The sequence below is a fragment of the Sphaerisporangium sp. NPDC005289 genome (assembly GCF_040607455.1).
Classification (GTDB): Bacteria; Actinomycetota; Actinomycetes; order Streptosporangiales; family Streptosporangiaceae; genus Sphaerisporangium; species Sphaerisporangium rhizosphaerae.
Genome location: NZ_JBEXGS010000004.1, coordinates 464,567 through 485,678, shown reverse-complemented (window position 1 = coordinate 485,678; position 21,112 = coordinate 464,567). Strand labels below are relative to the sequence as shown.

Genomic DNA, 21,112 nt, shown 5'->3' with positions numbered 1-21,112 from the left:
CGATGAGCAGCCCCAAGCACGCGGCGCTGGTGACCGGCGGTTCGAGCGGCATCGGCCTGGCCGTGGCCGGCGCGCTGGTCGCCCGCGGGCACGCGGTGACCATTCTCGGCAGGGACGAGGGCAGGCTGCGCCACGCCGCCGACCGGCTCGGCGCCGAGGCCGGCCTCGGGGACGGGGCCGTGCACACCGTGGTCGCCGACGTCGCCCAGCCGGCCGCCGCGCACGCCGCGGTCGCCGCGCACATCGGGCGCTGGGGGCGGCTCGACGTGCTGGTGAACAGCGCGGGCCTGCTCGCCGCCGGGCCCTTCGAGTCCTACAGCACGACCACCATCACCGAGGTGCTGGAGGTGGACCTGCGGGCCACCATCCTGTTCTGCCAGGCGGCGCTGCCCTACCTGCGCAAGGTCGCGCGCGAGGGGCGCCCGCTCATCGTGAACATCGCCTCCATCTCCGGCAAGCGCGCCGACCCCGGCTTCTCGCTGTACTGCGCGGCCAAGTTCGGCGTGGTCGGCTTCACCGCCGCCCTGCACCAGGAGCTGGCCGGCGAGGGCGTCGGCGCGTGCGCGATCTGCCCGGGGCTGGTCGACACGCCGATGGCCGACTGGGCGCGCTCGTGGGCGTCGCGCGCGTCGATGCTCCGCCCCGAGGACATCGCCGGCGCCGTCATCCGCCTGCTCGACATCCCCGCCGGCCAGGTCCCCGCCGAGCTCGTCCTGTCCTGAGCTCCCCTGTCCCCCTTTCCGCCCCCTCCCCGAGCACGGCACCCGGTCGTCCCCGCCGGGTGCCGTGCTCGCCCCGTCTGGCGTGGTGCCGGGTCCGGGCGGGAGGACCGTCGTAGGCTCGTGGCGCCCCGCCCGGCGGCGCTCCACCGAGGAGGTTCGTGAGCACCGGACGCTCTCCCACGTTGCGCTATCTGGCCGGCTCCACCGAGGCGACGCACGCCTCGTGGCTGGAGCTGTTCTTCGACCTGGTCTTCGTGGCCGCCGTGTCCGAGCTGGCACGCCTGCTGCACGGCGACCTGACCTTCCATGGGCTCCTGGTGTTCTGCGCGCTGTTCGTCCCGGTGTGGTGGGTGTGGATGAGCTTCGCCTACTACGCCGACCTGTTCAAAACGGACGCGACGCACTTCCGCATCGCCCTGCTCGCGGGGATGTTCGGCTCGCTGGTGCTGGCCAGCACGATCGGCGTCGCCATCTCCCCCGACGGCCGCACGCTGGACGGGGCGCACGGGTTCGCGCTGGCCAACGCCGCCCTCCAGGCCATCCTCGTGGGCCTGTACGGGTACGCGCGCCGCGCCGCCCGCGCGCCGGGGACCGCCCCGGACGCGCCCGGCGCCGGCCGGGACGCCCCGCAGAGCCCCCCGCAGAACGCCGCGCTGCGCCAGCTGTGCGGCATCTACGTCGCGGGGTTCGGCTGCGGCGGCGCCCTGTGGCTGGCCTCGGTGGCCGTGTCGGCGCCCTGGCACCTGGCGCTGTGGGCGCTCGCGCTGCTGGTGGAGATCGCCACCCCGTTCGTGGCGTACCTGACGGTGGCCTCGCCGCCGGCGCACGCCTCCCACCTGCCCGAGCGGCTCGGCCTGTTCACGCTGATCGTGCTCGGCGAGTCGGTGCTCGCCGTGGCCTGGGGCGCCCGGGGCGCCCCCTCGACGCCGAGCGCGCTGCCCGTCGCGTTCTTCACGTTCGTGATCGCCGCGTGCCTGTGGTGGGTGTACTTCGAGCACGTCGACCACCGCGTCATCATCAACGCGCTGACCAGCGGGCGCTCCTCGCTGGTGCGCGGGTTCGCCTACGGGTACGGCCACCTGCTGATCTTCGCCGGGCTGGCGGCCACGGCCGTCGGGTCGGAGGCCCTCATCGAGCACGCCGCCGAGGCGCACATGCCGGCCGGCGCCGGCCTCGCGCTCACCGGCGGCGCCGCGGCGTTCCTGCTGGCCACGACCGCGGCGCACCTGGTGATCCGCCGGCCGCTGGCCCGCAGGCTGGTCGCCGTCCGCGTCGCCGCCGCGCTCGGCGCCCTGCTGCTGGGCCTCTCGTCCACCGCGTTCTCACCGCTGGCCGAGACGGCGGCGCTGGCCGGCCTGCTGGTGCTGCTCACCTGGGCCGAGGTCAGGCATCGGCGGGAAGCGCCCGGCACGACGTAGGCGCCGCGCCGTCCTCCGCCGCCGCCGCTGCCGCCCCCGGGGAGGCCGGCGGCCCGGGCAGCCGCACCTGGAACCGCGTGTCACCGGGGCGCGAGCGCACGGTGATGGACCCCCGGTGCCGCTTGGTGACGATGCGGTGCGACAGGTGCAGGCCGAGCCCGGTGCCCGCGCCGATGTCCTTGGTGGTGAAGAACGGCTCGAAGACGCGCGGCAGCACGGCGGGGTCGATGCCGGGACCGGTGTCGGCCACCTCGACCAGGACGCACCCGCCCTCTCCGCGCACGCTGACGCGCAGTTCGCCCCGCCCTCCCATCGCGCCCGCGGCGTTGTCCACCAGGTTCGTCCACACCTGGTTCAGCTCCATCGGGTAGCCGGGGACGCGAGGCAGCGGGGGGGCGTAGTCGCGCACGACCGTGATGCCCGCGAGCTTCGGACGCAGCATCGCCAGCGTGGACTCAAGGCCCTCGCGCACGTCCACGTCGGACTCCGGCGCGCGGTCCAGGTTGGTGTACTCCTTGGTGTTCCTGACGATCGCCGAGACCCGCGTGCCGGCCTCGCGCACGTCCATGACGCACGAGCGGATGCGCAGGCTCTCCGACAGGTAGCGCAGCGCGGCGGGGAGACGCGCGTCGAACACCCGCGCCCCGAGGTCGTCGAGCCAGCCGGTGTCCAGGCCGCGCTCGGCCAGCAGGGGCGCGAGGGAGGACCCGTCGCCGAGCCCGTGGTCCTCCAGCCAGTCCTGCAGTTCCTCCTCCAGCAGGCTCACGCCGAGCGCGTCGCCGGGACCGCTGCCGCGCGGGCGGGCGAGCCAGTCGCGCCGAGCGGCCGCGAGGGCCGCGCGTTCCGCCTGCTCCGCCGTCTGGCCCCAGGTCTCCGCCGCCGCCTCCAGCTCCTCCACGGCGTCGTCCAGCTCGCCGATCGCGCGGATCACGGCGGAGGCGGGGTTGTTCAGCTCGTGGGCGATGCCCGCGGCCAGGGTGCCGAGCGAGGCGAGCGTCGAGCGGCGGCCACCGCTCACGATCATGTCCTGCGCGCGCAGCGCCAGGACGGGCACCACCATCTCCGACACGCGCGGCGCGCGCACCAGCATCTGCAGGAAGGTGTCCCGGTCGTAGAGGGCGACGCGGCTGTGGCCGACCGAGGTGGCGGTGGCCAGGTAGGCGTCGCCGGCCAGGACGCACAGCTCGCCGGTGAAGGTGTGGGCGAGCATGGCCCGCTCCTCCGCGCCGTCCCGGGTGGAGTGGCGGGCGAGCACCTCGTCCCGGTCGTCGACCACCTTGGAGATGAGCAGCTCGCCGTCGAGCAGGACCACGAAGAAGCGCGCCGGGGCGCCCTCGGCGAACAGCACCTCGCCGTCGCCGAGCTCGTGTGAGCGGCCGCTGTCGGCCAGCCATCGGTACTGCTCCCCGGTCAGCCCGTCGAACAGGGGATGCGCGCGGAGTTCGTCCGGAAGGAGATCTGCTGCGCCCATGGGCGGGCTCCTCTCGGGGCAGGTGCGGCCTTCGGCCCTGCGGCTCCCAGGCCAGGTGTGTCGGAGCCTCGCACCGGCGTCGGCGGGCGGTCAAAGGATCCGGGCGCACTTTGTCGGGTACGCGCGCCCGCGCGAGGAGGCGGGGACCCGATTCGCGGGACTAAATCAGGTCCGCGATGGCCCGCCCGGGGGGCGTACCTACGCTGAAGGTCTCGATTGGAGCACGTCCCGATTCTGGAGGCCGCCATGGCCTGGTGTTCCCCCGTGGACGAGGAGGACGGACAGACGTGAGCGACGAGACGGGCAAGCCGGTCATCTTGGCCGTGGACGACGATCCGCAGGTGCTCAGGGCCGTACGGCGGGACCTGCGCGCCACCTATTCCGGCAGCTACCGCATCCTCGGCGCCGCCTCCGGCAAGGAGGGCCTCGGCATCCTCGACGCGCTGGACGAGCGCGGCGACGATCCGGCGCTGTTCCTGGTGGACCAGCGGATGCCCGAGATGGCCGGGGTGGAGTTCCTGCTGGAGGCGGGGGCGCGCTACCCCGAGGCGCGGCGGGTGCTGCTCACCGCCTACGCCGACACCGACGCGGCCATCACCGCGATCAACCGGGTCCGGCTGCACCACTACCTGATGAAACCGTGGGACCCGCCGCAGGAGCGGCTGTTCCCCGTGCTGGACGACCTGCTGTCGGACTGGCTGGCCGCGCACCGGCCCGCCTACCGGGGCATCAAGGTGGTCGGCATCCCGGTCTCGCCGGCGACCCACGCCGTGCGGGACTTCCTGACGCGCAACGAGCAGCCCTTCCGCTTCCTGGACGTCGACGCCGACCCCGAGGCGCGGCTGCTGGCGGAGGGCCGGCGGGAGGCGCTGCCGCTGGTCTTCTTCGCCGAGGGCGACCACCTGGCCGCGCCGAGCGCCGCCCGGCTCGCCGAGCGGCTGGGGCTGCCCACGGCGGCGGCGCGCCCGCACTACGAGACGGTCATCATCGGGGCCGGCCCCGCCGGGCTGGCGGCCGGGGTGTACGCGGCCTCGGAGGGGCTGTCGACGCTCATGGTGGACTCCGACGTGCCGGGCGGGCAGGCGGGCACCTCCAGCCTGATCGAGAACTACCTGGGCTTCCCCACCGGGCTGGCCGGCAGCGACCTGGCCCGCAGAGCGGTCTCGCAGGCGCGCAGGTTCGGCGCCGAGCTGCTGTACCCGGTGGAGGTGACGGCGCTGCGCCGCGCCGACCCGGCGCGGGTGATCACGCTGGCCGACGGCACCGAGATCAGCGCCGAGACCGTGCTGCTGTCCATGGGCGTGTCCTACAACCGGCTGGACATCCCCGGCGCCGACCGCTTCGCCGGGGCGGGCCTGTACTACGGCGCGGCCACCACCGAGAGCCAGTCGTGCACGTCGGAGCACGTCCACGTCATCGGGGGCGCCAACTCGGCGGGGCAGGCGGCGCTGCACTTCGCGAAGTACGCGCGCCAGGTCACCATGCTGATCCGGGCCGCCTCCCTGGAAGCGGGCATGTCGCAATATTTGGTGGACGAGATCCGCAGGACGCCCGCGATCGAGGTCCGGCTGGGCACGCGGGTGGTGGAACTGGCCGGTGAGGAGCACCTGGAGCGCATCACGCTGGCCGACGTCGCCACCGGCGAGACGACCGAGCAGGAGGCGCGCTTCGTCTTCACCTTCATCGGCGCCCGTCCGCGCACCGGGTGGCTCGACGGCGTGGTGGAGCGCGACGACCACGGCTTCCTGCCGACCGGCTCGGACATGCCCGCGGGCGCGTGGAGCCTGGAACGCGAGCCGTACCCGCTGGAGACCAGCGTGCCGGGCGTCTTCGCGGCCGGCGACGTGCGCGCCCGTTCGGTCAAGCGGGTCGCCTCGGGCGTCGGCGAGGGCGCGATGGCGGTCGCCCTGATGCACCGCTATCGCTCCGGCACCTGATTCCCCAAAAGCCATATCACAATCAGCCGGTCGATCTTTAGAATTCACATACTTTAAACGCGGAACATATTGTCAGCCGACAGAGATCACAGCGACAATGTGTACATGTCGGATATTTTATCGGGCAAGGTGGCTCTGATAACCGGGGCCAGCAGTGGAATCGGCGCGGCGGCCGCGCGGGTATTCACCCGCGAAGGCGCCGCCGTCGTTCTCGTCGCACGGCGAGAACGCGAATTGGGCGACCTGGTGGACGAATTACGGGGAAAGGGTTTCGAGGCCGTCTACGCGGTGGCCGACGTGACCCGCCCCGAGGACGTCGACCGGGCCGTCTCCACGGCCGTCCGCGAGTACGGACGGCTCGACATCGGCTTCAACAACGCGGGGCTCGGCGTGGAGCGTTCCCCGATGCACCTGCTCGACGACGCGGTGTTCGACGCCGTCATCGACGTCAACCTCCGCGGGGTCTGGCACTGCATGCGCCGGCAGATCAGCCAGATGCTGGTCAACGGCGGCGGCTCCATCGTCAACACCAGCAGCGTCGGGGGCCTGGTCGCCACGCCGGTGGGGGCGCCGTACGTCACCGCCAAGCACGCGGTCATCGGGCTCACCAAGGCCGCCGCCGCCGAGTACGCGGGGCAGCGCATCAGGGTCAACGCGATCGCGCCGGGGACGACCAGGTCGGAGATGATCGACGCCTGGTTCGCCCTGCGGCCGGAGATGGAGGAGCTGCTGCGGGCGGCGACCCCGCAGGGCAGGACCGCCGAACCCGAGGAGGTGGCCGAGGCGGCCGCCTGGCTCGCCAGCGACCGCGCGTCCTTCGTGACGGGCGCGACGCTGCCGGTGGACGGCGGTTACACCCTGGTGTAGTCCGGCACGGGGCCGGTGGAGGCGGCCCCTGCGGGATCGAACCGGGAGAGCCGGTCGGGCGGCACGATGCCCGGCAGCATCAGGCGCCAGAAGTCGGTGAGCCGCTCGTGCAGGTCGCGGCGGCGCGTCACGGCCTGCGAGACGATCTGGGCGCCGGTGAAGGCGGCGACCACGGTGGCGGCGGCGGCGTCCACGTCGACCTCCGGCCGCAGGTCGCCCTCTTCACGGGCCTTCAGCAGCAGGTCGCGCGCGCCGTCCTGCCACATGACGTGGGTGGTGAAGTCACCTCCGGAGAACGTGCCGTGCTCGATGGCCAGGCGCACGCTCGCCCGTGAGATGACGTTGTCCAGCAGGTCGCGGGCGAAGCCGTGACAGGCGTCGATGAGCACCTGCAGGGCCGCCGACTCGCCGGACACCAGCGTGGAAAGGAGGGTCTCGTCGGCGGCCAGGATCGCCCTGGCCAGTTCCTCCTTGGAGGCGAAATGGAAGTAGAGCGCGCCTTTGGTGACTCCGCAGCGCTGGAGGATCTCGGCCATCGTCGTCGCCGCGTAGCCGCACTCCTCGAACACCTCGGCCGCGCCTTCGAGGATGCGCTGTCTGGTGGCCCGCGCCCGTGCCTGTTTCGCCATCGCGGAAGTGCTTCCTCCTAAAAAAAACCGGTCGGTCGGTATTCTACGCCCTCGACCCCCTCGAGGGCAGCAGCTCTAGAGAGGTGGTACCCCATGGCTACACCCGATGTGCTGGATTTATCCGCCGATCCAGCACTTTTTGAGCAGACCGTCCCTCGGCAGTTGGTCCATCGGAGCGCGGTGTCCGAGGTGATGATCACCGGTTGGCGGGCCCTCGACGAGAAGACCTCCGTGGTCGCGGCCCAGTGGCCCAGGGCCCACGGCTTCTACGGACCGGCCGGGGGATGCCACGACCCGCTGCTGGCCGCCGAGACCATCCGCCAGGCGGGGCTCGTGGTGAGCCACGCGCAACTGGACTGCCCGCTCGACCGCCGCTTCCTCATGTGGGACCTGTCCTACGAGGTCAACCTCGCCGGCCTGGCCGTCGGCACCGGCCCCACCGACCTGACGCTCCGCTTCACCCGCAGCCAGGTGCGCCACCGGGGACGCACCCTCGCCGGGCTGCGCGGGCACGTCGACTTCTACCGGGACGGGCGGCTGGTCGGCATGGGCGAGGGCAGCTTCGACTGCGTGTCCCGGGCGGCCCACGACCGGCTCCGCGCACCGAGCCTGGCCGGGCGGCCCGCGCGCGACCGGCCGCTCGCCGACCCGGTCGACCCGCGCCTGGTCGGCCGCGACCGGCCCTTCGACGTCGTCCTCGGCGTGCCCCTCGACCGCACGCCCGAGGAGGGAGCCTGGCCGCTGCGGGTGGACCCCGCGCATCCGGTGCTGTTCGACCACAGCCTCGACCACATCCCCGGCATGGCCCTCATGGAGGCCATGCGGCAGGCGACGCTCGCCCTCACCCACCCGCTGCCGCTCGCCCCCGTCAAGATGTACGCCACCTTCACCCGGTACGTGGAGCTGTGGGGCGCCGCCGTCGTCCGCGCCCGCGTGGAGGGGGAGGCGAGCGGCGGCGAGGTGCCCGTCCGGGTCTCCGTCGAGCAGGACGGCGAGGTCGCCGCCGCCGGCCTGGTCTACGCCGGCCCGATCCCCTCCAGGGCCGTGACCGCCTAGGCCCGCCGGGTCGGCCGGGGGGCTCGATGCCCGGCACGCCAGGCGACGAACCGGGCTGGGGGGACGCGGGCGGGCGGCGGACCGGAAGGGCGTGTCGCCCGCCCGTCACGGGACGGGCGGGACGGACAGGTCAGGCGGTGCGCGACAATCTTCGTATGGCGGAAACGCTCTCCGGTGCGATCGAGTTGCCCGACGGCGTCCGGGTCCGCGGTCGCGGCCTGCGGCGGCCCCTGCCCGACGGGCCGGTGCCCGGCTACGGGCTCTACCTGGGCTCGGCGCGTCTCCAGCGCCGCCACCAGGACGCCCTGGCCTGGCCGCACGAATGGATCCGCTGGCCCGACTTCCTGCTGCCGGTGGACCGGCACGCCGCCGCGCGTGCCGTCATCCGCCTGCACGCCCACGCCCGTTCGGGCTCGCCGGTGGAGGTCGCCTGCGGCGGAGGCGTCGGCCGCACCGGCACGGTCATCGCCTGCCTGGCCACGCTCGCGGGGCTCGGGCCCGACGAGGCGGTCGCGTGGGTCCGCGAGCACCACCACCCGAGGGCGGTCGAGACGCCCTGGCAGCGGCGCTGGGTCGCCTGGTTCGCCGGCGAGCCCCCGGCCGATCCGCAGGACGGCCCGCCCGCCGGCGATGGTTGACCCGGCGGCCGGGGGCGGGGCATCGTAGGGCGGATGACCAGCGATGAGACGCGGGACGGGGTGCCGCTGACCAATCTCGGCGGGCCGCTGTTCGACGGGGCGAACGCGACCAAGCGCGATCTGGTCGACTATCTCGACGCGGTCCGCGACCGCATACTGCCCGTGCTGCGCGACCGCCCGCTGTCGGTGCTCCGCGTGCGGCCCGGGCAGGCGCCGTTCATGCAGAAGAACGTCCCGAAGTACACCCCGTCCTGGGTGCGCACGGTGTCGGTGTGGGCGGAGAGCTCCCACCGGCAGGTGTCCTACGCGCTGTGCGACGACCGGCGGACGCTGCTGTGGTTCGCCAACCAGCGGGCGGTGGAGTACCACCCGGCGCTGGTGCGCGGCGACCACGCCACCCACCTGGTGCTCGACCTGGACCCTCCGGAGGACAACGCCTTCCCGCTCGCCGTTCAGGCCGCCCGGCTCGTCCGGCAGGCGCTGGACGAGGCCGGGCTGGCGGGCGCGGTCAAGACCAGCGGGGCCAAGGGGCTGCACATCTTCGTCCCGGTGGCCGAGGGCGTCGCGATGGAGGACCTCGCCGCAGCGACCCGGGCGCTGGCCGCGCGGGCCGAGCGCGTCGACCCCGCGCTCGCCACGACGGCGTTCATCCGCGAGGACCGCGAGGGCAAGGTGTTCCTCGACTCCACGCGGGCCGGCGGGGCGACGGTGGTGGCCGCCTACAGCCCGCGCGTGCGGCCGGGCGCGCCGGTCTCCTTCCCCGTGGCGTGGGAGGACCTGCCCCGCGTGTCGCCGGCCGACTTCACCGTCCACACCGCGGCGCGACTGCTCGGCGACGGCGACCCCTGGGCCGAGCTGATGCCCCCGCCCCAGCGGCTGCCGGACGACCTGGTCGAGCAGGGGCACACCATCCCGGTGGCCCGGGTCCAGGCCATGCACGAGGGCAAGCGCCGCGCCCGCGCCCGCCGCGGCGAGTGACGCGCGACGTCCGCTCCCCCCGCCGGATCCCTCGTGTCGCGCAGTATCCTCGCGATCCTCGCGATCCGACACAGAAAGGGACATGGCGCCAATGACCACCGAACGGATCCCCCCGCCCGTGATCGGGGACGAGCGCGCGATGTTGCGCGGCTTCCTCGACTACCAGCGCGCGACGCTCGCCATGAAGTGCGACGGCCTGTCCGACGAGGAGCTGCGCCGTCGCTCCATGCCGCCCTCCACGCTGTCGCTGCTCGGGCTGGTGCGGCACATGGCCGAGGTCGAGCGCGCGTGGTTCCGCCGGGTGATGGGCGGCGAGGACGTCCCGCTGGTCTGGTCGGACGAGGGCGACTACCAGGTCGCCTACGACGCGAGCGGGGCCACCCGGTCGCAGGCGTTCGCGGCCTGGCAGGCGGAGGTCGAGCACGCGCGCCGCATCGAGCTGAGGGCTCCGTCCCTGGAGGTCACCGCCCACGCCGCCCGGTGGGAGCAGGACGTGTCGCTGCGCCTGGTCATGCTCCACGTGCTGCTGGAGTACGGCAGGCACAACGGGCACGCCGACCTCATCCGCGAGGGCGTCGACGGCACCGTCGGCGCCTGAGCCCGCCCGCGGGGGCCGATGAGCGGGCGGCGACGCCCGGACACGAGGCACCACGAGCGGGCGGTGACGCCCGGAAACCGAGGGACCACGAGCGGGCGGCGCCGGGCCGGGCGCGGGGCCGCGCGCCGTCGGCCGGTTTCACAGGGGGGCTTTCCGGCGCGACCACCAGCGGGTTGAGCACGTTGGAAGAAGACGGCGGGGCCCGGGATCGTGAAAGCTTCATCCGGCGCCGCGCGGCCACGGACACCGAGACATGGGCCGCCATACGCTGATCGATGATCCGACCGCCGCGACCGTGCCGCCTTCTCGGGCTCTGGAACGGTCCGCGGCTCCCCGATAGAAGGGCAACACATGTCGTCGCAGGAGAACACCGCGCATACGCCGGCACGGCGCCGGGGTCGCGGAAGGTTACGGGCGGGCGCGGTCGGCGCGCTCCTCGTCCTGGTCATGGGGCTGTTCACCACGGCCGCCGGCGCCGACCGCGCCGCGACCGAGCCGACCGAGGGGCCGGCCCGCTTCGCCCCCGGCTTCGTCCACGGCCGGGTGGCCGTCGACGGAGGCTTCGTCCACTACGTGCGGGGCGGGTCCGGCCCGGCCCTGGTGTTCATCCACGGCTGGCCGGAGACCTGGTGGATGTGGCGCAAGGTCATGCCCGAGCTCGCGCGCGACCACACGGTGATCGCCATCGACCTGCCGGGCCTCGGAGCCTCCTCCATCCCCACCGGCGGCTTCGACAAGGCCGCCGCCGCGCGGCGGGTGCGGCAGGCCGTCAACCGGCTCGGCTTCACCCAGGTGCAGCTCGTCGGGCACGACTTCGGCGCGCTGATCGCCTACCCGTACGCTCGCGACTTCCCCGGCGAGGTGACCCGCCTGGCCGTGCTGGAGACGCCCCTGGCGGGCTTCGGCCTGGAGGACCTCTACGGGATCAGCTGGCACTTCCGCTTCAACATGTCGCCGAAGCCCATTCCCGAGACGATCATGGACAACGACGACGTCCCGACCTACCTCGGCATGATGTTCCAGTTCAGCAAGCACCCTGAGCTGATCGACCGCGAGACCTACTACGCCGCCTACGCCGACCCGGCGCGGCGCAGCGCCGGGTACGAGTACTACCGGGCGTTCCCGGCGGACGCCGAGAACAACAAGGCGAACGCGAGCACGCGGCTGCCCATGCCGGTGCTGGCGATGGGCGGGGAGTTCTCATTCGGCCCCGGCGTCGGCGCCTCCTTCTCCCAGGTCGCCGACGACGTGCGGCCGGTGGTGGTCCCCGATGCCGGGCACTACATCCCCGAGGAGAACGCGCCCTTCCTGACCGACTGCGCCAAGCTGTTCTTCGGCGCCACCGCCACCACGCCGGACCGGGCGGAACTGGCCGGCTGCGTCCGCTGATCCCCTGGATGTGCCCGGCCCCTTACGGCGCCGGGCACATCGCCGTTTTACATAAGGCCATATTCCGATGGTTTTGGTAGGGTATGCGGGTGGATTTCGACTTCACCATGGCGATCGGCTCGTTCCTCGTCGCCATCGTCGTCGGCCTGACCGGCATGGGCGGCGGCGCACTCATGACACCCATGCTCGTCACCTTCTTCGGCGTCCCCCCGCTGGCCGCCGTCTCCAGCGACCTGGTCGCCGCGGCGGTGATGAAGCCCGTCGGCAGCCTGGTCCACCTCCGCAGGGGCACCGTCCATCTCAGGATGGTGGGCTGGCTGTGCGCAGGCTCGGTCCCGGCCGCGTTCTGCGGCGTGCTGATCGCCCGGGCGCTCGGCGACGGCGAGGACGTGCAGAAGGTGATCCAGAAGGCGCTGGGCGTCGCGCTGCTGATCGCCGCCACCGGCCTGGCCGTGCGGGGCTACCTGGCCATGCGCGACAACGCCGAGCGCAGGACCGCGGCCACCGGACGGCGCACCGCCGAGCCGGGCGAGCCGGCCGCCACCGCCCCGCCCGCCGCCGTCCCGGTGCGTCCCCTGCCGACCGTCGTGATCGGCGTCATCGGCGGGCTCGTGGTCGGCATGACCTCGGTCGGCTCCGGCTCGCTGATCATCGTGGCACTGCTCGCCGTATACCCGGCGCTCAAGGCCAACCAACTCGTCGGCACCGACCTGGTGCAGGCCGTCCCCCTGGTCATGTCGGCGGCGATCGGGCACCTGATCTTCGGCGACTTCCAGCTCTCGGTCACCGTCGCGCTGCTGGCCGGCTCGATCCCGGGCGTGTACATCGGCTCGCGCATCTCCTCGCGGGCGCCGGGCGGGCTGATCCGCCGCGCGCTGGCGTTCGTGCTGCTCGCCTCGGCGCTGAAGATGTTCGACGTCTCGACCACGGCGACCGTCTGGGTGCTCGTCGGCGTGCTGGTCGCCGCGCCGGTGTTCTGGATGTTCCTGCGCACCCGGCACGGGCTGCCCGCGCTGCCCTGGGCGCGTGGCGCCGCCACGCCGGCCGAGACCGGCCGGCCGCCGGCCGACCTGTAACGGGCCTCGCGAGCGGTCGTAACGGGCCTCGCGAGCGGTCGTAACGGGCCTCGCGAGCGGTCGTAACGGGTCTCGCGGGCGGTCGTAACGGGCCTCGCGGGCGGTCCTGCGGCCGTGCGACCAGGCCCGGCGAAATCACCGGAAAAAAGTGCCGCGCCCGGGGAACCTCGGCAACTCATGCTCGTTGTACACGGTGCACAGCGTTTCGACGTCCCCCCTTGGAGTAGCATTCATGCGCAAACTTCTCCTGCCCGTCGCGTTCGCCGCCGGTGTATTCCTGCTGGCGCCGCAAAGCGCCCAGGCCGCCACCAGCGCCACCTCCGCGTCGTCGGCCACGGAGACGGTCTCGCAGCTCAGGTCCCGGGTCACCGTCTCCTACCCCAAGGCGATACGGCGGGGCTGGCCCGCTCGCTATACCTTCAAAGTCACCAATCCGAACCAAATAAACAACGACGCGCTCGTCCTGCGCACCGACCTGCCGCACGGCGTCGTGTCAAAGGTGCGTTTTGTGACAAAACCGGGCGGCGCCTCCTGCGGAACCCGCAAACGGAATTCGGCCGGGAACTACGAGATCTACTGCCTGGTGCGCTCGCTCAACCACAGCAGGATCACCATGTCGTTCAACGTCTGGATCTCCACCAGGTACGGCGGCAAGTTCAGGGCCAACCACTACTGGGCCCCGGTGAGCCTCGGCGGCGGCAGCGTCCGCGACCACGTCGAAGAGCTGACCAGAGACGACCTCATCGGCCGCAGCTGGACGAAGATCGTCTGACCGCCCCGGCCCCCACGCCGAGCCCCCGTCGCGCGACGCGGCGGGGGCTTCGGCTGGCCCGGGTGAACCCGTACAGCGGTACGGCATCGGATGAGTCACCGGCGGCTGACGCTAGGCGGCGAGAGTGTCCAGGACGCCTTGGCCGTACTTGGCGAGTTTGTTCTCGCCGACGCCGCTCACCTTGCCCAGCTCGTCCAGCGAGGTGGGCATCATGGTGGCGATCTCGCGCAGGGTGGCGTCGTGGAAGATGACGTAGGCGGGCACGCCCTGCTCCTTGGCGGTGGCCGCGCGCCAGGCGCGCAGCCGCTCGAAGACCGGCACGGCCTCCTCGGGGAGGTCGGAGGGGGCGCCCTTGGCGGTCTTGGCGGCCTTCGCCGCGGCGCGGGCGGGGCGCTCGGGGTCACGGCGCATCGGCACCTCGCGACGGCGGCCCAGCACCTCGCCGCTCGCCTCGGTCAGCACCAGGGTGCCGTAGTCGCCCTCGACCGCGAGGAGCCCCTGGGCCAGCAGCTGACGCACCACGGCCCGCCACTCGGACTCGCCGAGCTCGGTGCCGACCCCGAACACGCTCAGCGAATCGTGCCCGTGCTGGACGACCTTGGGGGTCGTCCGCCCGAGGAGGATGTCGATGATCTGGCCGGCGCCGAACTTCTGCCGCCGCTCGCGCGCCAGGCGCACGACGGTGGACAGGAGCTTCTGCGCGGCGATGGTGCCGTCCCAGGACTGCGGCGGGGTCAGGCAGGTGTCGCAGTTGCCGCAGGGGACGCCCTGCTGGCCGAAGTACTCGAGCAGGCGGGCGCGGCGGCACTCGACCGTCTCGCACAGGGCCAGCATGGCGTCGAGGTGGGCGGCGAGGCGGCGGCGGTGGGCGTCGTCCCCCTCTGAGGTGTCGATCATCTTGCGCTGCTGGACGACGTCCTGGAGCCCGTAGGCGAGCCAGGCGGTGGAGGGCAGGCCGTCGCGCCCGGCGCGGCCGGTCTCCTGGTAGTAGCCCTCGACGGACTTGGGCAGGTCGAGGTGGGCGACGAAGCGGACGTCCGGCTTGTCGATGCCCATGCCGAAGGCGATGGTGGCGACCATGACCAGGCCGTCCTCGCGCAGGAACCGCGACTGGTTGACGGCGCGGGTGCGCGCGTCGAGGCCCGCGTGGTAGGGCAGGGCGGCGATGCCGTTGGCGACCAGGAACTCGGCGGTCTTGTCGACCGAGGCCCGCGACAGGCAGTAGACGATGCCGGCGTCGCCGGCGTGCTCGGTGCGCAGGAACGAGAGGAGCTGCCGCTTGGGGTCGCTCTTGGGGACGATGCGGTACTGGATGTTCGGCCGGTCGAAGCTCGCGACGAAGTGGCGGGCGTCGCGCAGGTTGAGCCGCGCGGCGATCTCGGCGTGGGTGGCCGGGGTGGCGGTCGCGGTGAGGGCGATGCGCGGCACGTCGGGCCAGCGTTCGTGCAGCATGGACAGCGCGAGGTAGTCGGGCCGGAAGTCGTGCCCCCACTGGGCGACGCAGTGGGCCTCGTCGATGGCGAACAGGGAGATGGCGCCGCGGTCGAGCAGCCGCAGCGTGGCGTCCACCCGCAGCCGCTCGGGGGCGAGGTAGAGCAGGTCGAGCTCGCCGGCGAGGAAGGCGGTCTCGACCTGGCGGCGCTCGTCGATGTCCTGCGTGGAGTTGAGGAAGCCCGCCCGCACGCCGAGCGCCGTCAGGGCGTGGACCTGATCTTGCATGAGGGCGATCAGCGGCGAGACGACGATGCCCGTGCCCTCGCGCACCAGCGCGGGGATCTGGTAGCACAGCGACTTGCCGCCACCGGTGGGCATGAGCACCAGCGCGTCGTGACCGGCGACGACGTGGTCGATGATCTCTTGCTGACCCTCGCGGAACGACGCGTAGCCGAACACGCGGCCGAGCACCCGCAAGGCGTCCGACGCCTGGAGGCCATCGTCGAGGGAGGTCATCGCGTCATTCTATGAGCCGCCCACACCCCCCGAAGGCGAACGGCCCTCCTTGTGGACGACCGTCCAGGACCATGCTCTGCCTGTGGACGACCGCTCGCGCCCGAGCTCCTTGGGCGACCGCCGAGTTCGCCGTGCGTGGACGCCCCGACCCCGGCCTGTTTCTTCGGAGGAGCGCCCGGCCGGTGGGGGCCGGTTTCCCTATAACGGCCGCTGATCCAGATATAGGACGGTATTTACATCTTTTGTCAACTGAGGTAACAGTGATCTGCGCATGATCGGCGCGCATCCCCCCGGAGGTACACCTTGCGGCGATCGTCCAGATTGCTCGGCGCCATCGGCATCTCCCTGGCGCTGACCGCCACGACCGGCGGCGTCGCCGCCGCCCACGCCGTGCCCCGCATCAGCGTCGTCGACGGCCGCACCCAGCCCGTCTTCTCCTACGCCGACGCCGTCCGCGAGCACATCAGGGTGGAGACCCCGGTCGACAGCGACGGGGACGGCAGGAACGACCTGGCCGCCGTGGACCTCGTCCGGCCCAGGGAGACCGAGCAGGGCCTGAAGGTCCCGGTCATCATGGACGAGAGCCCGTACTACGACACCGTGGGACGCGGCAACGAGGCCGAGCACAAGGGGTACGACGCCTCCGGCCTGCCGGTCAAGTTCCCGCTGTTCTACGACAACTACTTCGTGCCGCGCGGGTACGCCGTCCTGCTGGTGGACATGCTCGGCACCACCAGGTCCGACGGCTGCCCGGACGTGGGCGCCGCCGCCGACATCGCGGCGGGCAAGGCCGTCATCGACTGGCTGAACGGCCGGGCCAAGGGCTACAACCCCGACGGCAGCCCGGCCACGGCGAGCTGGGCCACCGGCAAGGTGGGCATGGTCGGCAAGTCCTACGACGGGACGCTGCCCATCGCGGTGGCGGGCACCGGCGTCCAGGGGCTCTCGACCATCGTCCCCATCTCGGCGATCAGCAGCTGGTACCGCTACACCCGCATGAACGGGGTGCTCTACACCGAGGACTACATGCCGTGGCTCGCGGAGACCATCGACTCCGACCCGCCGGCCAAGTGCGCCGCCATGCGGCAACGCCTGCACGAGGGCCAGGAGGACGCGACGGGGAACTACAACGCCTTCTGGGCCGAGCGCGACTACCTCAAGGGCAGCCTGGCCGACGTGAGCAAGGTGCGGGCCAGCGTGTTCGCCGTGCACGGGCTCGGCGACACCAACGTCAAGACCGACAACTTCAGCACCTACTGGGAGGCCCTCGCCCGGCGCGGCGTGCCGCGCAAGCTGTGGCTGTCGCAGTACGGGCACGTCGACCCGTTCGACTACCGGCGCGAAGAGTGGGTCGACACGCTGCACGCCTGGTTCGACCAGTGGCTCCACGGCATCGACACCGGCGTCCTGCGACAGCCCAGGGCGGACGTGCAGGTGGCGCCCGCGCAGTGGGTGAGGCAGGCCGACTGGCCGGCCCGCTCGCTGGACCTGCCGCTGTGGCCGCGCCCCGGCCAGGACGCGCAGGGAAGCCTCGGACCGCTGCCCGCGCGCGGGGGCACGACCGCGAGCTTCACCGACGACCCGTGGCAGACCGAGGACCAGATGGTCTCCGACCCGACGGCCGCCTCCCCGAACCGGCTGGTGTTCCTCACCCCGCCGCTGAAGCGGGCCGTACGGATCTCCGGCACCCCGCAGATGGACATCCGCGCCAAGGTGGACCGCCCGGGGGTGAACCTGACCGCCCTGGTGGTCGACTACGGCGAGGACGAGCGGCTGGACTTCTACAACTCCGGCGGCGGCGTCAGGACGCTGGCAGACGAGAGCTGTCACGGCGAGAGCACGGCCGACGACGACGCCTGCTACCGGCGGACCGAGACCGTCACCACGCGCCTGCCGCTGGAGATCGTGGCCCGCGGCTGGCTCGACGCCCGCAACCGCCGCTCTCTCACGACCTCGCAGGATCTGACGCCCGGCAAGGAGTACCGGCTGACCTGGGACACGCTGCCGGCCGACTCCGTCGTCAAGGCGGGCCACCGCCTCGCGGTCGTCCTTGCCGGGAGCGACGCGAGCGAGACCATGACGGACCCGGCGGACCCGGCCCCGGCGACGGTGACCGTCGACCTGTCCGGCAGCCGGATCCGGCTGCCGCTGGCCGCGCCCCCGGCGGGCCAGGACTCCGCCCCGGCGACGACCATGGAATTCGCCCCGGCTCCTGCCGAGGGACAGTGGCGCGGGCCCAAGGACGTCGTGCTGCCCCGGCCCTCGCGCGACCTGTTCTGATCTCCACCCCGGCAAGGGCGCTCCCGCCCTCGCCGGGGGCTCCGCTCCCGCGCCCGGCGGCGCGGGAGCGGGGTCAGAAGGTCCTGCCGGTGATGTAGTCGGTCAAGGCGAGCGCGGCGCCGGCGACGTCGCGGACGGGGTGGCGCTTCTCTGCCGACTGCCAGGAGTAGTACGCGCCCCCGTACCCGACGAAGACCCACAGGGGCAGCCCCACGTCGGGGCGGTGGACCAGCAGCGCGGGCATCTGCTCGCGCAGTTCGGCGTCCACGCCGAGGGCGGTCAGTGACTCGTGCAACCGCAGCAGCTTGGCCCGCTCGTCGCGGGCCTCGGAGGTCGTGCCGCCGGTCGCCTCCCGAATGGTGATCGCGTCCATGTACGTCCTTCCACACACCCCGCAGTGCCGGGACGGCCGGTGGGCGTCGGCTCCGTACTGCGCTGGAAGGCCTTCGCCCCACCGAAATGCCTTATTTAAGACAAACACCGCCCTCCGCGCCCGGAGACCCCACCGGCGCCCCACACTGTCGCCGCCGCGTCCCCCTACGGCCGGGCCCCGCCGCGATAGCACCATGGCCGGCCGCGATAGAAGTCCAGGTGGCGCCTATCGGCCGCGGGTCCGCCCGTCACCCCTGAGCACCATGGTGTTGAATTGGCGGGTGACGACGATCGCGCCCACCGGAGAGCAGCACACCATCGAGGCCGGCGGCCTGCGCGCCGTCGTCACCGAGGTCGGAGCGGGCCTGCGCTCCCTCACGCACGACGGCCGGCCGCTCGTCATGGGCTACTCCGAGCACCGGACCCCGCCCGGGTCGGCGGGGGTGCCCCTGCTGCCCTGGCCGAACCGTGTCGAGGACGGGCGCTACACCTTCGACGGCCAGGAACGACAGCTCGCGTTGACCGAGCCGAAGTTGGGCAACGCGGCGCACGGCTTCACCCGCACGCTGCCCTGGCGGGTGCTCACGCGCGACGAGGCGTCCATCACGCTGGGCCTGCGGCTGTTCCCGCAGACCGGCTATCCGCACATCCTCGACCTTTCGGTCGCCTACACCCTGGACGGCTCGGGCCTGGCGGTCGAGATCGGGGCGGTCAACCTCGGGGACGCCCCCGCGCCGTACGGCTTCGGCGCCCACCCCTACCTGACGGTCGGCGAGCCGCTCGACGGGGCCGTGCTCACGCTCCCCGCCGCCGAGTGGGTCGCCGTGGACGAACGCAAGATCCCGGTCGGCAGGCGCCCGGTGGAGGGCACCCCGTACGACTTCCGCGCCGCCCGCCCGATCGGCGAGCTGTCCCTGGACACCCCGTTCACCAGCCTGACCCGCGACGCCGACGGGCGCGTCCGGGCGCGGCTCGCCACCGCCGACGGCACGCGCGGCGTGGAGCTGTGGGGCGGCGAGGGGGTCGAATGGCTCCAGCTCTTCACCGGCGACTCCCTGTCCGGGGAGCATCGGCGCGGCGGCCTGGCCGTGGAGCCGATGAGCTGCCCGCCCAACGCCTTCCGCACCGGCGAGGACCTCATCCGCCTCGCCCCCGGCGAGAGCGTCGCCCACCACTGGGGCATCACCCCGTTCCGGCGCTGAGGCCGCCTCCGGCCCGGCCGGACACCCCGAGCACCTCGCCGGCCCCGCCGGGCGCCGGGCTCCACGGCCCGGCCCCGGCGGCCGGCGATCGGCCTACTTGCGGGCGCTGATCAGCGCGAGGGGGTTGTCCGGGGCGTCGGCCTTGGCCTTCTCCATCCGCTCGCCGAGCTCCTGGAGCTTGTTGCGGCCCATGGCCTCCCGCACCTGCGGGAACCACTCCTGCTCCTCTTCCTCCACGTGGTGGCGGACGTTCTCCATCAGGACCGTCATCTTGGCGTCGTACCGTTCGTCCTGCGGGTCGAGGTCGCGCAGCTCCGACAGCATCCAGACCACGACGTGGTGCTCCTCGACGCTCTCCAGCACGTGCTCGGCGGTGTCGGGGACGTCCTGACGGGCCGTCGGGTAGAAGATCTCCTCCTCGATGTAGGCGTGCGTCGTGAGCTCGCGGATGACCTGCTCGACGATCCGCTGCTTCTCCTTGTAGGCCTTCTCGCCCGCCTTCTCGAACTCCTTGAACAGCTTCTCGACGGTCTTGTGGTCGTCCTTCAACAGCACGATGGCGTCCATCGACGGTCTTCCCCTCTGACTCGTGTGGTCCTGGTTACCTCGCTTCCTCCTGAGAGAGATTTAAACCCGCAGGCAGGAGATCGCACCGACACCAAGCGTCATCGCGCCTTCACCAGTCGTGGCGGTCCTTCCCGCCTCCGGCGTGTGACCATGGAGGCATGGCCGAGACGATGAACGCCTGGGTGGTGCGCCGACCCGGGCCCATGTCCAGCGGGCCGCTGGAACGCGTGCGGCTGCCCATCCCCGCCCCGGCCCCGGGCGAGGTGCTGGTGGAGGTCGAGGTCTGCGCCGTCTGCCGTACCGACCTGCACCTCGCCGAGGGCGACCTGCCGCCGAAACGCCCGGACACCGTGCCCGGGCACGAGGTCGTGGGCCGGGTCGTCGCCCAGGGCGCCGGCGTGCGGCGGCCGGCGACCGGCACCCGGGTCGGAGTCGCCTGGCTGCACTCCACCTGCGGCGAGTGCCGCTACTGCCTGCGCGGCTCGGAGAACCTGTGCCCGAACGCGAGCTACACCGGCTGGGACGTCAACGGCGGGTACGCCCAGTACGTCACCGCACTGGAGGACTACGTCTACGAGCTGCCCGAGGACCTGCCCGCCGAGCGGCTCGCCCCACTGCTCTGCGCCGGCATCATCGGCTACCGCGCCCTGGCCCGCGCCGATCTCCCGCCGGGCGGGCGTCTCGGCGTCTACGGCTTCGGCGCCTCGGCGCACCTGGTCGCGCAGGTGGCGATCGCGCAGGGCGCGGCGGTGCACGTGCTGACCCGCTCGCGGCGCGCCCAGGAACTCGCGCTGGAGCTCGGCGCGGCCTCGGCGGGCGGGGCGTACGACGCCCCGCCCGAGCCGCTGGACGCCGCGATCCTGTTCGCGCCGGTCGGAGACCTGGTCCCGGTGGCCCTGAAGGCGCTCGACATGGGCGGCACGCTCGCCGTGGCCGGCATCCACCTCACCGACATCCCCTCGCTCACCTACGAGGAGCACCTGTTCTACGAGCGGACGCTGCGCAGCGTGACCGCCAACACCCGCGAGGACGGCCGCGCGTTCCTCAAGCTGGCCACCCGCCATCCGCTGCGCGTCACCACGGTCCCCTACGACTTCGACCGCGCCGACCAGGCTCTCGCCGACCTCGCTGCCGACCGCGTCACCGGCGCCGCCGTCCTGCGCCTGCCCGGCTGAGGCCCACGCCGTCCC

19 protein-coding genes are annotated in these 21,112 nt (G+C 72.7%); 14 read left to right on the top strand and 5 right to left on the bottom strand.

The features are described 5' to 3' along the window. The first annotated feature begins 2 nt into the window (after positions 1–2). The gene (locus ABZT47_RS10530; protein ID WP_354838531.1) at positions 3–722 is read left to right on the top strand and encodes an SDR family oxidoreductase; all 720 of its coding nucleotides are present in this window, start codon (positions 3–5) and stop codon (positions 720–722) included. 158 nt (positions 723–880) lie between these two features. After that, a complete protein-coding gene (locus ABZT47_RS10525) occupies positions 881–2,140 on the top strand; it encodes a low temperature requirement protein A (protein ID WP_354838528.1) in 1,260 nt (419 codons plus the stop codon). Here ABZT47_RS10525 and ABZT47_RS10520 read toward each other — a convergent pair. Then, positions 2,106–3,611: an ATP-binding protein gene (locus ABZT47_RS10520; RefSeq protein ID WP_354838525.1), complete on the bottom strand. Its 1,506-nt coding sequence runs from the start codon at positions 3,609–3,611 to the stop codon at positions 2,106–2,108. The genes ABZT47_RS10525 and ABZT47_RS10520 overlap by 35 nt on opposite strands. A gap of 287 nt (positions 3,612–3,898) precedes the next feature. Between ABZT47_RS10520 and ABZT47_RS10515 the strand changes: the two genes are divergently transcribed. Both ABZT47_RS10515 and ABZT47_RS10510 read left to right on the top strand, forming a co-directional pair. After that, positions 3,899–5,548 (top strand): FAD-dependent oxidoreductase, encoded by a 1,650-nt coding sequence (locus ABZT47_RS10515; protein ID WP_354838522.1) that lies wholly within the window; start codon positions 3,899–3,901, stop codon positions 5,546–5,548. 105 nt (positions 5,549–5,653) lie between these two features. Beyond that, entirely contained in the window at positions 5,654–6,415 is a 762-nt protein-coding gene (locus ABZT47_RS10510; RefSeq protein WP_354838519.1) for a glucose 1-dehydrogenase, read from the top strand. Here ABZT47_RS10510 and ABZT47_RS10505 read toward each other — a convergent pair. After that, complete coding sequence (locus ABZT47_RS10505; protein WP_354838516.1) at positions 6,400–7,044, bottom strand: ScbR family autoregulator-binding transcription factor; 645 nt, start codon at positions 7,042–7,044, stop codon at positions 6,400–6,402. The genes ABZT47_RS10510 and ABZT47_RS10505 overlap by 16 nt on opposite strands. A gap of 93 nt (positions 7,045–7,137) precedes the next feature. On the opposite strand from ABZT47_RS10505, the gene ABZT47_RS10500 reads away from it, so the two are divergent. From ABZT47_RS10500 to ABZT47_RS10470, 7 genes are all read left to right on the top strand, one after another. Further along, entirely contained in the window at positions 7,138–8,100 is a 963-nt protein-coding gene (locus ABZT47_RS10500; RefSeq protein WP_354838513.1) for a ScbA/BarX family gamma-butyrolactone biosynthesis protein, read from the top strand. A 155-nt stretch (positions 8,101–8,255) separates the two neighbouring features. After that, positions 8,256–8,738 carry a protein-tyrosine phosphatase family protein gene (locus ABZT47_RS10495; protein ID WP_354838510.1) on the top strand — a complete coding sequence of 161 codons (483 nt, stop codon included), beginning with the start codon at positions 8,256–8,258 and terminating at the stop codon, positions 8,736–8,738. A 33-nt stretch (positions 8,739–8,771) separates the two neighbouring features. Further along, positions 8,772–9,716, top strand: a complete 945-nt coding sequence (locus ABZT47_RS10490) for an ATP-dependent DNA ligase (protein ID WP_354838507.1) — start codon at positions 8,772–8,774, stop codon at positions 9,714–9,716. A gap of 91 nt (positions 9,717–9,807) precedes the next feature. Then, the gene (locus ABZT47_RS10485) at positions 9,808–10,314 is read left to right on the top strand and encodes a DinB family protein (protein WP_354838504.1); all 507 of its coding nucleotides are present in this window, start codon (positions 9,808–9,810) and stop codon (positions 10,312–10,314) included. Between the two features lie 351 nt (positions 10,315–10,665). After that, a complete protein-coding gene (locus ABZT47_RS10480) occupies positions 10,666–11,703 on the top strand; it encodes an alpha/beta hydrolase (protein ID WP_354838501.1) in 1,038 nt (345 codons plus the stop codon). An 83-nt stretch (positions 11,704–11,786) separates the two neighbouring features. Next, positions 11,787–12,779 (top strand): sulfite exporter TauE/SafE family protein, encoded by a 993-nt coding sequence (locus tag ABZT47_RS10475; protein WP_354838498.1) that lies wholly within the window; start codon positions 11,787–11,789, stop codon positions 12,777–12,779. A gap of 232 nt (positions 12,780–13,011) precedes the next feature. Then, positions 13,012–13,551 (top strand): hypothetical protein, encoded by a 540-nt coding sequence (locus ABZT47_RS10470; protein ID WP_354838495.1) that lies wholly within the window; start codon positions 13,012–13,014, stop codon positions 13,549–13,551. A 111-nt stretch (positions 13,552–13,662) separates the two neighbouring features. On the opposite strand, the gene recQ is transcribed toward ABZT47_RS10470, so the two are convergent. After that, positions 13,663–15,501, bottom strand: coding sequence for a DNA helicase RecQ (gene recQ, locus ABZT47_RS10465; protein ID WP_354838492.1), 1,839 nt, complete (start codon positions 15,499–15,501; stop codon positions 13,663–13,665). Positions 15,502–15,804: 303 nt separating this feature from the next. Here recQ and ABZT47_RS10460 point away from each other — a divergent pair, with 303 nt between their 5' ends. Then, complete coding sequence (locus ABZT47_RS10460) at positions 15,805–17,781, top strand: Xaa-Pro dipeptidyl-peptidase (RefSeq protein ID WP_354838489.1); 1,977 nt, start codon at positions 15,805–15,807, stop codon at positions 17,779–17,781. A 73-nt stretch (positions 17,782–17,854) separates the two neighbouring features. On the opposite strand, the gene ABZT47_RS10455 is transcribed toward ABZT47_RS10460, so the two are convergent. Continuing rightward, entirely contained in the window at positions 17,855–18,154 is a 300-nt protein-coding gene (locus ABZT47_RS10455) for a hypothetical protein (protein ID WP_354838486.1), read from the bottom strand. A 280-nt stretch (positions 18,155–18,434) separates the two neighbouring features. Between ABZT47_RS10455 and ABZT47_RS10450 the strand changes: the two genes are divergently transcribed. Next, a complete protein-coding gene (locus tag ABZT47_RS10450; protein WP_354838483.1) occupies positions 18,435–19,355 on the top strand; it encodes an aldose 1-epimerase family protein in 921 nt (306 codons plus the stop codon). Between the two features lie 93 nt (positions 19,356–19,448). On the opposite strand, the gene ABZT47_RS10445 is transcribed toward ABZT47_RS10450, so the two are convergent. Beyond that, a complete protein-coding gene (locus ABZT47_RS10445; protein WP_354838480.1) occupies positions 19,449–19,922 on the bottom strand; it encodes a hemerythrin domain-containing protein in 474 nt (157 codons plus the stop codon). 158 nt (positions 19,923–20,080) lie between these two features. Between ABZT47_RS10445 and ABZT47_RS10440 the strand changes: the two genes are divergently transcribed. Beyond that, positions 20,081–21,097 (top strand): zinc-dependent alcohol dehydrogenase family protein, encoded by a 1,017-nt coding sequence (locus tag ABZT47_RS10440; protein WP_354838477.1) that lies wholly within the window; start codon positions 20,081–20,083, stop codon positions 21,095–21,097. Positions 21,098–21,112 lie beyond the last annotated feature (15 nt).